The 14,599-nt window shown below is 68.3% G+C and carries 15 protein-coding genes; 2 read left to right on the forward strand and 13 right to left on the reverse strand.

The features are described from left to right. The first annotated feature begins 29 nt into the window (after positions 1-29). Positions 30-2,261 (forward strand): SulP family inorganic anion transporter, encoded by a 2,232-nt coding sequence (locus DEW08_RS20055; RefSeq protein WP_109330593.1) that lies wholly within the window; start codon positions 30-32, stop codon positions 2,259-2,261. Positions 2,262-2,286: 25 nt separating this feature from the next. On the opposite strand, the gene fghA is transcribed toward DEW08_RS20055, so the two are convergent. Further along, the gene (gene fghA, locus DEW08_RS20060) at positions 2,287-3,141 is read right to left on the reverse strand and encodes an S-formylglutathione hydrolase (protein WP_109330595.1); all 855 of its coding nucleotides are present in this window, start codon (positions 3,139-3,141) and stop codon (positions 2,287-2,289) included. 41 nt (positions 3,142-3,182) lie between these two features. Next, entirely contained in the window at positions 3,183-4,298 is a 1,116-nt protein-coding gene (locus DEW08_RS20065; protein ID WP_181449468.1) for an S-(hydroxymethyl)glutathione dehydrogenase/class III alcohol dehydrogenase, read from the reverse strand. Positions 4,299-4,437: 139 nt separating this feature from the next. Between DEW08_RS20065 and DEW08_RS20070 the strand changes: the two genes are divergently transcribed. Further along, on the forward strand, positions 4,438-5,325 hold the full coding sequence (locus DEW08_RS20070; RefSeq protein WP_109330599.1) for a LysR substrate-binding domain-containing protein: 888 nt from the start codon (positions 4,438-4,440) through the stop codon (positions 5,323-5,325). Positions 5,326-5,358: 33 nt separating this feature from the next. Here the strand turns inward: DEW08_RS20070 and DEW08_RS20075 are convergent, their stop codons facing one another. From DEW08_RS20075 to DEW08_RS20125, 11 genes are all read right to left on the reverse strand, one after another. Continuing rightward, entirely contained in the window at positions 5,359-6,054 is a 696-nt protein-coding gene (locus DEW08_RS20075) for a GntR family transcriptional regulator (RefSeq protein ID WP_109330601.1), read from the reverse strand. Positions 6,055-6,075: 21 nt separating this feature from the next. Next, complete coding sequence (locus DEW08_RS20080; RefSeq protein ID WP_109330603.1) at positions 6,076-6,492, reverse strand: HutP family protein; 417 nt, start codon at positions 6,490-6,492, stop codon at positions 6,076-6,078. Positions 6,493-7,085: 593 nt separating this feature from the next. After that, entirely contained in the window at positions 7,086-8,762 is a 1,677-nt protein-coding gene (locus tag DEW08_RS20085) for a methyl-accepting chemotaxis protein (RefSeq protein WP_168220439.1), read from the reverse strand. Positions 8,763-8,896: 134 nt separating this feature from the next. Beyond that, complete coding sequence (locus tag DEW08_RS20090) at positions 8,897-9,472, reverse strand: biotin transporter BioY (protein WP_109330607.1); 576 nt, start codon at positions 9,470-9,472, stop codon at positions 8,897-8,899. Continuing rightward, positions 9,469-10,128, reverse strand: a complete 660-nt coding sequence (locus tag DEW08_RS20095) for an energy-coupling factor transporter transmembrane component T family protein (protein WP_109330609.1) — start codon at positions 10,126-10,128, stop codon at positions 9,469-9,471. The genes DEW08_RS20090 and DEW08_RS20095 overlap by 4 nt, the downstream gene beginning before the upstream one ends. Next, positions 10,125-11,000 (reverse strand): energy-coupling factor ABC transporter ATP-binding protein, encoded by an 876-nt coding sequence (locus DEW08_RS20100; protein ID WP_245986708.1) that lies wholly within the window; start codon positions 10,998-11,000, stop codon positions 10,125-10,127. The genes DEW08_RS20095 and DEW08_RS20100 overlap by 4 nt, the downstream gene beginning before the upstream one ends. Before the next feature lie 122 nt (positions 11,001-11,122). Continuing rightward, complete coding sequence (gene madM, locus DEW08_RS20105; RefSeq protein WP_109330611.1) at positions 11,123-11,890, reverse strand: malonate transporter subunit MadM; 768 nt, start codon at positions 11,888-11,890, stop codon at positions 11,123-11,125. Between the two features lie 31 nt (positions 11,891-11,921). After that, a complete protein-coding gene (gene madL / locus DEW08_RS20110; RefSeq protein ID WP_109330613.1) occupies positions 11,922-12,305 on the reverse strand; it encodes a malonate transporter subunit MadL in 384 nt (127 codons plus the stop codon). Positions 12,306-12,488: 183 nt separating this feature from the next. Beyond that, positions 12,489-12,698, reverse strand: a complete 210-nt coding sequence (locus tag DEW08_RS20115) for a biotin/lipoyl-containing protein (RefSeq protein WP_109330615.1) — start codon at positions 12,696-12,698, stop codon at positions 12,489-12,491. A gap of 37 nt (positions 12,699-12,735) precedes the next feature. After that, positions 12,736-13,425: a malonate decarboxylase holo-[acyl-carrier-protein] synthase gene (gene mdcG, locus DEW08_RS20120; RefSeq protein WP_109330938.1), complete on the reverse strand. Its 690-nt coding sequence runs from the start codon at positions 13,423-13,425 to the stop codon at positions 12,736-12,738. A 77-nt stretch (positions 13,426-13,502) separates the two neighbouring features. Next, a complete protein-coding gene (locus DEW08_RS20125) occupies positions 13,503-14,591 on the reverse strand; it encodes an AMP-binding protein (protein WP_109330617.1) in 1,089 nt (362 codons plus the stop codon). Positions 14,592-14,599 lie beyond the last annotated feature (8 nt).

Genomic DNA, 14,599 nt, shown 5'->3' on the forward strand with positions numbered 1-14,599 from the left:
TGTTTCGCGGAAAGGAGAAGCGGGACGCGATGCGCGCGTCGACGCGGGACGGCCGGGACCGCGGCTGGGCGGGGGAACTGACCGGCGGTCTCGTCGCGGCGCTGTTCGTCATGCCGGCGGTCCTGGGCTGCGGCGTGATCGTCTTCGCCCCGCTCGGCGCCGCCTTCCAGTCCCAGGGCATCCAGGCGGCCTTCGGCGCCACCATCGCCGCGGCCCTGTTCCGCTGGCTGATGGGGGCAGGCAGCCTGCACGTCAACGCGCCGCGCGCCACCCAGGCGGCGCTGCTCGCCGGGCTGCTGGGGCAGGCGATGCATCTGGCCGATGCCGGCGGCTTCGATGCCCCGGCCGGGGTGCTGTTGGCCCTGCCGGTGCTGGCCCTGGGGGTGGCGGCCCTCTTCCAGCTCCTCCTCGGCGCGCTGCGGCTGGGCGACGTGCTGAAGTTCATCCCGCAGCCGGTGGTCGCCGGCTTCGTCAACGGCTTCGCCCTGGTCATCCTGCTGCAGCAGCTTCCCAACCTGCTGGGCCTGCCGGAGGGAACCGGGCTGGCGGCGCTGTGGAGCGGGAACGGAGCGGTCAACCCCTGGGCCTTCGGGCTGGGGGCGCTGGCGGTCGCCGGCGTCTGGCTGCTGGGCGACCGGCTGCCGGGGCTGCCCGGCCCGCTGATCGGGCTCGCCGCCGGCACCCTCGCCTTCCAGGCGCTCGCCACCGCCATCGATCCGGCGCTGCTGGGGGTCACGGTGAAGGCGCCGCCGCCCGGCCTGCCCTTCGCCCCGTCGCTGGAGGCGGTGGCCGGGCTGATCAACCATCCGCTGTCCGGCCTGATGCTGCCCTCCATCCTGGCGACCGGCGTCACGCTGGGCATCGTCTCCTCCATCCAGTCGCTGCTGAGCGCCGCAGCGGCCGACGCCCTGCTGCGCAGCCGGCACGACAGCAGCCGCGAGCTGATGACCCAGGGCGGCGCCAACCTCGTCTCCTCCCTGCTGGGGGGAACGGTGACCGGCGGCTCGCCGCTCTATACCCGCGTCGCCGTGCGCAACGGGGCGTGCAGCGACCGCGCCAACCTGTTCGTCGGGCTGGGGCTGCTCGCCGCCGCCCTCGGGCTCGGCCCGCTGATGGAGAGGATTCCGCTGTCGGTGATGGCCGGCATGGTGGTGATCACCGTGATGCGGCCGGACGACTGGACCCTGCAGATGGTGACGCTGCTGCGCCGCCAGCAGACCCGCGCCACGCGGATCGAGCTGCTGCAGAACCTCGCCATCGTGGTGACGGTGGCGCTGCTGGTGGCGATGGCCGACGTGCTGGTGGCGCTGGCGGTCGGCATGGCGCTCAGCGTCGTCGTCTATCTGCGGCGCTCCGCCGTCTCGGTGCTGCGGCGTTCCTACACCGGCGACCGGGTCCACTCGCAGACCGGGCGGTCCGCCGCCGACATGGAGCTGCTGGAGCGTCATGGCGGCGCCATCGCGGTGATGGAGCTGCACGGGCCTGTCTTCTTCGGCTCCGCCGAAAACCTGGCGCGCAACGCGGAGGCGATGGTGGAGGGGCGCGAGACCCTGATCCTCGACCTCGGCCGCGTCAACGACGTGGAGAGCACCGGCATCCTGGTGCTGCGCCGGCTTGACGAGCGGCTGGCGCGCGAGGGCCGCACCCTGCTGCTGGCCGGCATGGGCAAGGGGCGCGGCCTGCGCCGCATGCTGCGCGACATGGGGTTCGACCGGCCGGAGACGGAGGGGCGGATCCACGCGGATCTCGACGGCGCGCTGGCCGCGGCGGAGGACCGGCTGCTCGCCCGGCTGGCCGGCGGAGAGGCCGTGGAGGACGAGCTGGCCTTGCGCGACCATCCCAGCCTGCTGGGGCTGACGGAGGCGCAGCTCGACCTGCTCTCGCTGACCGCCCGGCGGGTCGTCTTCGCCCCGGGCGACCGTATCCTGCGCGAGGGCAGCACCGACAACAGCCAGTTCTTCCTGGTCAGGGGCCGGGTCCGCGTGGAGAAGCGGGCGCCGGACGGTGAACAGACGGTGCGCGTCGGCTCCATCCGCTCCGGCGCCGTCTTTGGAGAAATGGCGATGCTGACCGGCGAGCCGCGCTCGGCCGACGTGGTCGCCGACAGCCCGGTGGTCTGCTACGAGCTGACGGCCGAGGACGTCGCCATGCTGGACGGCCTCGACCCGTCGATCTCGTTCCTGCTGCTGCGCAACATCGCGGTCGAGCTGACGGGCAAGATCGCCCGCATGTCGCGCGCCGTCACGATGGGCGACGCTTAGGGAGGCGGGGCCCGGCCGGTGCGCCCTACCCGGCGAGCAGGGCCGCCGCGTGGTGGCGCAGGTGGTCGTCGATGAAGCTGGCGATGAAGAAATAGCTGTGGTCGTAGCCCGGCTGCATCCGCAGCGTCAGCGGATGGCCGGCCGCCGCTGCGGCCTGACGCAGCGCCTCGGGCTTGAGCTGGCTGTCCAGGAAGCCGTCCTTGTCGCCCTGGTCGACCAGCAGGGGAAGCCGCTCGGCCGCCTCGGCGAGGAGCAGGGAGGCGTCCCACTCCGCCCAGCCCCGCCGGTCCGGCCCCAGATAGCGGCTGAAGGCCTTCTCGCCCCATGGGCAGTCCGTCGGGTTGGCGATCGGCGCGAAGGCCGACACCGACCGGTAGCGGCCGGGATTGCGCAGGGCGCAGACGAGCGCCCCGTGCCCGCCCATGGAATGGCCGGAGACGCTGCGCCGGTCGCTGACCGGAAAGCTGCGCTCGATCAGCGCCGGCAGCTCCGTCACCACATAGTCGTACATGCGGTAGTGGCGCGCCCAGGGGTCCTGCGTCGCATTGACGTAGAAGCCGGCCCCCAGCCCGAAATCCCACGACCCGTCCGGATCGCCCGGCACGTCGGGGCCGCGCGGGCTGGTGTCGGGCGCCACGATGGCGATGCCCAGCTCCGCCGCCAGCCGCATCGCCCCGGCCTTCTGCATGAAGTTCTCGTCCGTGCAGGTCAGTCCCGACAGCCAGTAGAGGACCGGCACCGGGCTGTCGGGCCCGGCCTGCGGCGGCAGGAAGACGGCGAACACCATCTCGCAGCCGAGCGTCGTGCTGTGGTGGCGGTAACGCTTGTGCCAGCCGCCGAAGCTCTTGTTGGCCGACACGATGGTCAGGGGCTCGCCCATGCTCCGTCGTCTCCCTGTTTCGCCGTGAACCGGCGGTTGCCTTACTGGTTGTAGAGGATGACCGAGCGGATGCTCTTGCCCTCGTGCATCAGGTCGAAGGCCGTGTTGATGTCGTTCAGGCCCATGGTGTGGGTGATGAAGGTGTCGAGCTCGAACTCGCCGCGCAGGTAGCGCTCGACGATCTCCGGCAACTCCGACCGGCCCTTGACGCCGCCGAAGGCCGAACCGCGCCACACCCGCCCGGTGACGAGCTGGAACGGACGGGTGGAGATCTCCTCGCCGGCGCCGGCGACGCCGATGATGACGGACTCGCCCCAGCCCTTGTGGCAGCATTCCAGTGCGGCCCGCATGATCTGGACGTTGCCGATGCACTCGAAGGAGTAGTCGACGCCGCCGTCCGTCATCTCGATCAGCACCTCCTGGATCGGGCGGTCATAGTCCTTGGGGTTGATGACGTCGGTGGCGCCGAGCTGCCTGGCGATCTCGAACTTCGACGGGTTGATGTCGATGCCGATGATGCGGCCGGCCTTCGCCATCACCGCCCCGATGATCGCCGACAGGCCGATGCCGCCGAGGCCGAAGATGGCGACGGTCGATCCCGGCTCCACCTTCGCGGTGTTCATCACCGCCCCCATGCCGGTGGTCACGCCGCAGCCGAGCAGGCAGACCTTCTCCAGCGGGGCGGCCTTGTTGATCTTCGCCACCGCGATTTCCGGCAGGACCGTGTATTCGGAGAAGGTCGAGGTGCCCATGTAGTGGAACACCTGCCGGCCGCGCGCGGTGAAGCGGGTGGTGCCGTCCGGCATCAGGCCCTTGCCCTGGGTGGCGCGGATCGCCTGGCAGAGGTTGGTCTTGCCCGACAGGCAGAACTTGCACTTGCCGCATTCCGGCGTGTAGAGCGGGATGACGTGGTCGCCGACCGCGACCGAGGTGACGCCCGGCCCGACCTCTTCCACCACGCCACCGCCCTCATGGCCGAGGATGCAGGGGAAGACGCCTTCGGAATCCTTGCCGGACAGGGTGTAGGCGTCGGTGTGGCAGACGCCGGTCGCGACGATGCGGACCAGCACCTCCCCCGCCTTGGGGGCGGCGACCTCGACCTCCTCGATCTCCAGCGGGCGGTTGGCCTCCCAGGCCACTGCGGCGCGCGACTTGATCATCTCCCTGCCCTCCCTGACGGCTGGTGATTTGGTATTGCTGCGTCCCACACCCTATCACCACGCCCGCGTTGACAATCGCGCAATTGCGCAGAGGATTATTGCCCATACGGGATAATGGGGCGCGGAGGCCGGCAGGGTGAGCCGATGGGACGGCATCGACGAGTTCGTGGCGGTCGCCGAACTCGGCAGCTTTTCGGCGGCGGCGGATCGGCTGCGCATCTCCTCCTCCCAGGTCAGCCGGCAGGTGGCGCGGCTGGAGGACCGGCTGCACGCCCGCCTGTTCTACCGCACCACCCGGCGGGTCGCCCTGACCGAGGCCGGGCGCGCCCTGCTGGCCCGCTGTCAGCGGCTGGTGGAGGAGCGGGACGAGGCCTTCCTGACCGTCCACGACCTGGAGGAGGAGCCCAAGGGCCTGCTGCGGCTGACCTGCGCCGTCGCCTATGGCGAGCAGTTCGTCGTGCCTCTGGTCAATGATTTCCTCGCCCGCTATCCCGGCCTGCGGGTCGAGATCGAACTGACCAACCGCACGCTCGACCTCGTCCATGATGGGATGGATCTGGCGATCCGGCTGGGCCGGCTGAGCGATTCCAGCCTCGTCGCCACGCGCATCGCGCCGCGGGTGATGCATCTGTGCGGCGCGCCCGGCTATCTGGAGCGTTATGGCACGCCCCACACCCTGTCGGAACTGGCGGGGCACGAATGCCTGATCGGCACGGCCGACACCTGGGTGTTCGACGATGGCGGGCGGGAGTGGCTGTTCCGGCCGCGCGGCCGCTGGCGCTGCAACAGCGGCTTCGCCGTGCTGGACGCCGCGCTGCGCGGCTTCGGCCTGTGCCAGCTTCCCGACTATTACGTCCGCGCCCCGGTGCGCGAGGGGCGGCTGGTCACATTGCTGGAGACGCACCGCCCACCCAACACGGCGGTCTGGGCGGTCTACCCGCAGCGCCGCCACCTGTCGCCGAAGGTCCGGCTGCTGATCGGCCACCTGAAGGACGGGCTCGCCAGACGGCCGGAGTACCAGTAGGCGGCGGACCCACGTCGGGCGCGCGCCGGCCGGCTATACGGCCTGTTCGGAGGCCGCGCGGGACCGCAGCAGCACCATGAAATCCCCGAGATCCTGCCCCTGGACCTGCGCATGATCGCGAGCCAACGCGGCCGCCCGGTCACCGTCGCCGGAAAGGAGCGCGTCCCTCAGGGCCTCATGCTCCGCCTGGGCGAGTTCGACGTGGCGGGAGAGGTGCGATTGCAGGCGCCGATAAGGCTGCAACCGCCGCAGCAGGGCCGAAGCCTGCTCCTCCAGCACGCGGTTGTGGCTGGCCTTGTGGATGGACAGGTGGAACTGTTCGTCCCCGTGGTGGCCGTCGTCGGGACCGCCGGGACAGGCGGCGCCGCTGCACGCGAAGGCCTCCTCGATCGCCCGCCGGTCCTGCTCCGTCAGACGCCGCGCGGCCAGACGGGCGCAGCAGGCCTCCAACTCGGCCATCGCCTCGACCATCTCCAGCACGACGAGCACGTCCAGTTGTGGAACGATGGCTCCCCGCCGCGGACGGAGCTCGACCACCCTGGCCGAGGCCAGTTGCCGCAGAGCCTCGCGCACCGGGGTGCGGGAGGCGCCGAAGCGTTCCGCCAGGGCGCTTTCCTCCAGGTGCGTGCCGGGTGGAAGAGCGCCGGACGCGATGTCGCTTTCCAGGGTTCTCCTTATGGCCTCCGACAGCGGAGCACCATCCCCGGCCTCGTCCTTGATCATGCGCATCAGAGATGTCCTGCGCGGGAGCTAGATGTGCATTACTCCGAAACCGACCCGCTCGTGGTTGGTTTCCGGGTGGAACGCCGACTCGCCATAGGCGGCGACGACCACCCAGCGCCCGTCCGTCGCGATGGCAACCTTCACCTTCAGGCTCGACTCGGCGGCGACGTCCGCGCTCAGCCCTTTCAGGCATTCGAGCCCGGCATGAATCACGCCGTGAATCTCATTGTGGTGATGTTGTATGAGATTCGACTGCATGGCGCAGCCGACAATGGACTTGACGAAGGTCCGGGTCACATCGGTCCGTGTTCCGGATACCATGGTGAAGCCGATCTTCACCTTCGTGTTCTTGGCGATATAGTCCTTGAACAGCCCTTCTTCCTCCCGGGAGCTCAATGCGGCGAGCATGGCGATCTTGCCGAGGCGGTCAGGATGAATGTCCATGTCAGAGACTTTCCAGGAAGCTTGCGTTGATTGAAGGGTGCGGACGGCCATTCGTCGATGACGACGGCGCCGGTCCGGGCATGGGGCGCGGGCGATGTCCGTATCTCGGGACACGCGTCCATCGGATCGATCGGATCGATCGGACGATCCGCCCGCGAGGAGACTTCACGGAACTCCGCCTGTTGCCGACAAAATCCATGGCCCGCGGCTGCAATGGCAGGTTTCAGGCTGCCCCCGCCCGACACGTATCGCGCCGAATCATGCATGTGCTCGGAACGACTCTCATGTGTATACAAGAGGCAGAGGAAAGGCGCAACACGCAAGTCATGCGTATGCATGAAGGGCTCGCAAGAATAAGCGAGCCCATGACTGTATGGCTTGCCGATTATTTGCTGCTTCCACCCGGAGGATCCTGCAAGCTGTCTTGAGGATCAACGTGATTCACTCTCAGGGAGAGACTGCGCGACCTGCGCCCGAAGCCACTCCGGTCACCGGCGTCCCGTCCGCCCTGGGGCTTCGTGCATCCGGTGAGGACCGCAGGACGCTCCATGCCTTCCGTGGCAGGCGGACATGCGATCCATCCCGTGACCGGCCTATGACCGGCGGACGGACGCCAGGAAGCGGTCGACCTCGCCTTGCAGACGCTCGGACTGTTGGGACAGGGTGCGCGCAGAGGCAAGGACCGAGTTGGCCGCCCCGCCGACCTCCGCCGACGACTGGGTGACGCCGGAGATGTTGGCCGACACCTCGCTCGTTCCCTGGGCGGCCTGGCTGACGTTCCGGGCGATCTCGTGGGTGGCAGCGGCCTGCTCCTCGACCGCCGACGCGATGGTCGAAGCGATCCCGTTCAGTTCGGCGATGGTGCCCCCGATGCTGCGGATGGCAACCACGACCTCCTTCGAGATGCCCTGCACGGCGGCGATCTGCTGGGCAATATCGCCACTGGCCTGGGATGCCTGACGGGCAAGCGCCTTGACCTCGTGCGCGACCACGGCGAACCCCTTGCCATGCTCCCCGGCGCGGGCCGCCTCGATGGTGGCGTTCAAAGCCAGCAGATCCGTCTGCGAAGCAATGGACTGGATGAGGCCGATGATCTCGCCGATCTTCTGCGCAGCGACCGACAGCCCTTCGACGGTCGTGTTGGTGCGGCGGGTCTCCTCGACCGCCTTGACGGCGATCTGCGCCGACCGGGTGACCTGCTGGCTGATCTCGCCGATGGAAGCGGTCAGCTCCTCGGACGCCGCGGCGACCGTCTGCACGTTCGTCGTCGCCTGCGTCGCCGCTGCCGCCACCACCGTGGCCTGCTCGTTCGCCCGATCGGAAGTGGTCGACATCGTCTGCGCGGTCTCCTGCATTTCCGACGCGGCGACCGTCAGGGTGCGGGAGATCGCTCCGACGCTGGCCTCGAAATCCCGGGCAACGCGCTCCATGGCCGCCCGCTGCTCCTCCTCGGCCTGCTGCTTGCTCCGCTCCTGCTCCTCGCGCAGCCGATCCGCCTCCTGCGCGCTCTTCTTGAGCACGTCGACCGCACGGGCGATGCGCCCGATCTCGTTGCGACAGTCGGTGAAGGGAACCGGCACCGTCCGATCGCCGTGGGCCAGGCTGTCCAGCGTCCCGCACAGGGCGTGCAGCGGCCGGGTGATCCCGCGCCCGAGCAGGGCAGCCCCCCCACCGGTCAGCAGAAGCACCACCAGCCCGGTGGTGCCGAGGTCGATGGCCTGCCTGCGGACTGCGGCATCCACGTCGTCCACATAGACGCCCGCCTGGATCGCCCACTGCCACGCCGCATAACCGCCGACGAAGGCCAGCTTGGGCACGGCCTCGGTGCCTCCGGTGCGCGGAACGGCGTATTCGGTGAAGCCACTGCCGTTCTTGGCGATCTCGACGATGTCGAAGACCAGGCGCCGGCCGCTCGGATCCTTGTAATCCAGGCGGTTCACACCCTCGTTCTTCGGATTGCTGTGGACGAGGGTCACGCCGTCGAATTGATAGACGGCATAATAGTCCCCGTCACCCCATCGCATCGAGCGCAGCGCGCGCTTGGCCGCATCCTGCGCCTGTTCCCGCGTCAGGCGTCCGGCCTTCACCTCCTCCTCGTAGGCCCCGACCAGTTTCAGAACGCTGCCGACCATGTCACGCAACTTTTCCTGGCGTTCCGTCAGGATGGTCTGCCTGAGGCTCATGATTTGATTGACCGAGATGCCGCAGAAGGCGACCGTCGAAATCCCGATAATCAGTGCAAGACGCCAAAACACCGACAGATTTTTCATTTCGGATCGTCCAGAAAAGATGGTCATGCCATCGCGTGGCGATGACGGAGGCCCTACAACCTTAGGGGAGGAGAGTTAAAGAAAGATGTGAATCTCCGCCCTCCATCGATCTGGACCGTCAATCCGTGCATCACTCAACGACGGTCGAGCGTCATGAAGATCTCGATGCGTCGGCATATAATGGCTGCGAGGACGGCCTTGACGACATCTCCGGGCACAAACAGGAGCGTTCCGAAAAATGCTTTCCCCCAATCAAGGCCCGTGACCAGCGAGAGCCAGGCAACACCGCATGCATGAATGACGATTACTCCGCCAAACAAACATGCACCGATGTAGCACGCTATGCGGGCAACAGAACTTCCGATGCGTTCCCCATGGCGAGCCAGGATGCCGACCACCATGGCGGCGGGCATCCAGCCGAGGAGATACCCGGCGGTCGGCCCGACGAGTATGCCGAAGCCGCCGCGGCCACCGGCGAGAACCGGCAAGCCGATGGCGACGAGGGCGACGAACACCAGCATGGCGGTCGCCCCACGGCGCGGGCCGAGAAGGAGGCCGGCCAGCATGACGCCGAGCGTCTGCAGGGTTATCGGAACCGGCAGGATGCCGAGCGGAATCGGCGGCGCGGCGCCGAGCGCTACGACCAGTCCGGCGCCAAGCGCGGTCAGGGTCAGATCACGGAATCCGAGGGACGGTGCCACGCTGTTCATGAGGCGGCTCGCGATGAGAGGGAGGAGGCAGCGATGGGCCGGCTTCCACCGTGATGGCCGATGGATGCCGGGGGGCCGGCGCGCAGGTCGACGGCCTGGGCGATCTCCTCGGCGCGCAACAGGATGCGCAGCCCGAGAGGAACCACCAGCGCGAGCACCGAGCGGTCGAGGCCGCGCAGGGCCTGGGCCTCGCGGATTTCCGCGATCTCTTGGGCCATCACCGGAACGAAGCGGATCGCGAGCATCAAGGTGAAGGCGCAGCGCTCGGCATCGAGGAGGCCGAGGCGGTCCAGCGGGCGCAGCAGCGTGACCACCGCCCCGGTGAGTTCGGCCCAGCCCCATGACGTCGTGACGATCTGGGCGGCGCAGACCAGCGCCGAGAAGCGCAGGAAGAGCCGCAGGCCATTCATCCCGCCACCCGTCGCCACGTCGAAAAGCGCGGTGATCGCGACGACGAGCAGGGCCATCCTGATGTCGCGGAGGGCCGTCCGGAACGAGCCGTGGGCAATGGCGAGCCCCACCGCGCAGGCGACGGCGGCGGGCGCAAGAAGATCGATCCGATCGACCTGCGTCAGCATCGCTCCGAGGACGGCAAGGGCGCAGAGCGCGGCAAGAGCACCGGACCGCCCGCGGGGGGCACCATGCGAGGTGGTCATCCGCAGCTCCGCCGATAGAAGCCGGTCGCATCCTCCGGGCTGCCGTCGAAGGCGATACGCCCGTCGCCGACCACGAGGACGCGGTCGAACCCGGCGACGAGATCGAGGTCATGGCTGACGACGACCGCCTGCTGCGGCAGGTCGGCGAGCAGGTCGCGGAAGCGGTTGCGATTGGCGAGGTCGAGCTGCGAGGTCGGCTCGTCGAAGAGCAGGGTACGGGGGTTGCGCGCCAGGACACCGGCCAGCACGACCAGTTGACGCTCGCCGCCCGAGAGTTCGTGGATGCGCCGGTCGGCGAGACCGGCGATGCCGAGCCGCTCCAGCGACCGCGCGATGGCCGCGTCGACCTCCCCCGCGTGGCCGCCCAGGCCGAAGGCGAGATCATCGCGGACGACCGGGTAGACGATCTGGTTGTCGGCGTTCTGGAACAGCAGCCCGGTGCGCGCCCGGACGGCCGCGGCATCGGCACAGGGCTCAAGCCCGTCGACGCGCACGCTGCCGGACGACGGCGGGAGCAGGCCCACCATCAGTTTCAGCAGGCTCGACTTGCCGCAGCCGTTGAGGCCGAGCACGCCGATGCGGCGCTCCTCCAGGACCAGATCGATACCGGCAAGAATGCTGCGGCCGCCGCGCTCCAGCCCGACGTCCGAGAAGACGATCGTCTGGGCAACGGGATCAGGCTCGGGAGCGTGATCGACGGTGACCGGGGCGGTCGTCAGCGGGGATGCCGGGTAGAATGCCACATGGCGGATCGATCCCCGGCTCAGGAGGAGCGACTTGTGTCCTCCGGCCAGGGCGACGTCGTCCGGTCCCTGTCCAAGGGCGTTGGCCAGACGGCGCAGCGTGTCCGGCAACCGACGCATCAGGCTCATGGCGACAGTCCTCTCGGTCGAGCGGTACGGACGGCACCCGTCGCGGATCGACACCGCTTCACGTCTTGGAAAACCGCCATGGAAGGGGGCGGGCGGCCCCCTCCGATGGCGGAGCGACGACCTCAGCCGAAGATCGCCTTCATGATGATGAAGCCGATCGACGGACAGACGAGGCAGCCGAAACCGGTATAGAAGGTCGCGGTCAGAGCGCCGTACGGCACCAGGCGCGCGTCGGTCGCGGCGAGGCCGGCGGCGGTGCCGCTGGTGGTTCCCATGAGGCCGCCATAGACCATGGCCGCGGCCGGGTTGGTGAGGCCGAAGGGCTTGGCGAGGAACGGCGTCATGATCATCACCGCGATCGACTTGACGACGCCGGCGGCGACGGAAAGGGCGATCACGGTCGACGAGGCGCCGATCGCCGTGCCGGTCACCGGACCGACGATGAAGGTCACGGCGCCAGCCCCGATGGTGGTCAGCGAGGCCGTGTCACGGTATCCGAAGGCATAGGCGACGGCGACCCCGACCACGAAGGCGAGCGCGGTGCCGATGACCAGCGACAGGACGCCGGCGAGGCCGGCCTTCTTCAACTCCTCGAGCTTCACGCCGTAGGCGGTCGAGACGATGCAGAAGTCGCGCAGCATGGCGCCGCCCATCAGAGCGAAACCGGCGAACATGGGGATGTCGGCGATTCCCTTCTTGCCACCGGTGGTGGCGCCGCCGATATAGGCGAGGGCGAGGCCGATGATGATCGCCACGGCCGACCCGTGGATGCGGCCCTTGGTGATGTTCTTGGAAAAGGCGTAGCAGAGCCAGGTCAGGACGCCGACGACGACGAAGGCGAAGATCAGCGGGCGATCGCCGATCAGGGATGTGAGGAACGCACTGTTCATGGCGGTATCTCCCCGTTTTGGCTTATTTGGACTAGGCTTCGTCGCCGAAGGTCGACGTTGCCGCCCCGGCCATCGCCGCAAGCGGACGGATCAGGGCGAAGCAGACGACAACGGAGAGAATGCCGGCGATGATGGCGATCCAGCCGCCCGACAGGGCAGCCGCAACGTTCTGGGTCGCCGCCATGGCGATGACGACGGGAATGTACATGGCGTTCCAGAACATGATGCCGTCTTCAGACGCCTTGGGCAGCCAGCCCTTCTTCTTCAGAACCGGCGTCAGGAAGACGAGCAGCAGCATCGAGAATCCGACGCCGCCGATGTCTCCGGGAATTCCGAGCATAATGCCGAGGGTCAGGCCGATCGATGTTCCGACGAACATGCACAGGCCTAGAACCATCACACCATAGATGATCATGTGGCGCTCTCCTCGAAGAGAATGCCGGCACGGACGCCCCGAGGCGACCGTCGACATTCATAAGATGGCCTTAGTTGCGTGCACCTACTTCGACTTACCCGATCGCCAATTTTGTCAGAAATGTTCGTCGGAAGTCGAACTCCCGAGAATTGACATTTCAATTCTCGGGAGCGTTGTTCTGGTTTACTCGACAACCATGATGAGAGCGCCCGGCTTCACGCGATCGCCGACGGCGACGGCGATCGACTTGACGGTGCCGTCCACCGGGCAGACGAGCGGGTTCTTCATCTTCATCGCCTCGAGCACCGCAACCTCGGTGCCCTTGGTCACGGTGTCGCCGACCGCAACCTTCAGCGATTCGATCTTGGACGGCATCTTGGACTTGAGTTCCATAACGTCTACTCCTTGATAAGGGCCAGAGGCCCGAAGTTCATGGCACCGGGAAGAGGGGTGGCAACGTGTCGATCTCATCGAGCACCCGGTACCTGTCGACGAGGCGAACGCCGTCGATGCCGCGACCAGCGACCGCGGTGACGTCCGACACGAGTTCTGTGAGCTTGACCCCGAGACCGCCGGGCGTGGCGACCTCGACGTCGTACTTCCGGTTGTACCGCGTCGCGAATCCGGCGAGCGCAGCATGGAAGGAGCGCAGTCCGGCGGACGAGCGGGCGACGACGACCGCGTCGACGTCGGAGCGCGGCTCCATGTAGGGCAGGCCGGTGAGGGCCTGCAGGGCCGCCGATCCGAAAAGACCGACGGCAATTCCGTGGTCCCGGCCGAGAGCGGCGAGCGCAAGCAGCTCGTCCGCCGCCGGGAAGGCGCCGGGGGCGATGCGGTCCATGACCTCCCACGGCGAGTGGACCCCGCAGATCCCGGCACAGGGCAGCGCGACGGCGGAGCGTACCCGGACCCCGTCCTCGCGCAGCGGGAAGGACACCCCGATCCACATCCAGCCTTCCGGCACCGGGGCCTTGGGGGCGCAGACGATTCCGGGGATCCTCCCGGCGAGGAAGATCCGGCGGATGCGATCCACCACGTCGGGCCGGCGGTGCATCGGCAGGAGGCCGTCACCGAGGGAACCGGCGACGAGGTCCCGGTGGGCCGGATCGATGTCGACCATGACATGCCGTCTCGACACCGGCCGGTCCGCCGGGCTCGCCGCCGTGGGCACGATGCAGTCCTGGGATCGGCGGGCGTTCATCGCGTCTTCACCCAGGTCGGATCGGTTTTCGACGTCGCCTGGACCTCGGCCTGGGCCCGGACGAGATCGTCGAAGGCGCGGGTCGCGACCGGCCCGCGGATTTCGAAGGGTTCGGTCCGATCGCCGATGCCGGGGACGAGATGGAGAACGGTCGCCGGGGCGGATGTCTCCAATGCGGGGTCCACCTTCACCACGCGCCCCTTGATGCGCAGGATGGTGCGGGCGGCCCGCTCGATCGTCTCACGGCTGGCCAGCGTCGTGACGCGCACGACGACCTCGTATTCCGGATGGGTGCGCCGGCGGCGATAGCTGATGATCCGCCCCGTCGGCGAGCAGGCGTGGCCCGTTTCCGAGATCGGGAAGCTGTCGCCCATCGGCAGCCCGCCGACCACCATTTCCGCCCATCCCTCGCCGACCGGCGACGGCGCGAGCGAGAGATCGTCGCGCAGGGGATGACCGTCGAGAGTCAGCCAGCCGAACTCCTGGCAGCCGTAGAGGTCATGGACCGGCCAGCCGAACCGTTCCACCCGGGTCAGCAGGTCGAGGTCCAGCGGCGAGCCCGCCACGACGATGCGGCAGCGCTCGGGAAAATCACCGGCGAGGCCGAGGGACTCGGCTTCGCCGATGCTTGCGCGGATGAAGGAGGACTCGCCCAGCACGATGTCCGGGCGATTGCGGCAGAAGGCGGTGATGAAGGCCCCGCGGCTCGACCGGTCGAGGAAGGACCAGTCGATGCCGCAGCGCTCCAGCGCCGTGCGGGAGAACACGTTGACCAGCGGCGGATAGGTGACGAGCATCCGGTCGCCCGGCTTCGCCCCGATCGCCTCCATCACCCGGCGGGTCGCGTCGCAGCGGGCCTCGATCTCGGTGTGGGCGACACCGACGATGTTCTGGAACGCGGACGAGCCGGTCGTGAAGGTGAGATAGGCAAGGTTGAAGGGGGTGTGCACCTCTTCGATGACATGCGCAGCCGTCGGGCCGGCGATCCCCTTGTCCGCCAGCGTGCGGCGCGGCATCTCGGCCAGGGTCGGCACGGTCGAGAAGGCGTCGGCGACCGCCGCGTATCTCTCAAAGGCTTCGGACATGGCACACC

The organism is Azospirillum thermophilum (assembly GCF_003130795.1).
Taxonomy (GTDB): Bacteria; Pseudomonadota; Alphaproteobacteria; order Azospirillales; family Azospirillaceae; genus Azospirillum; species Azospirillum thermophilum.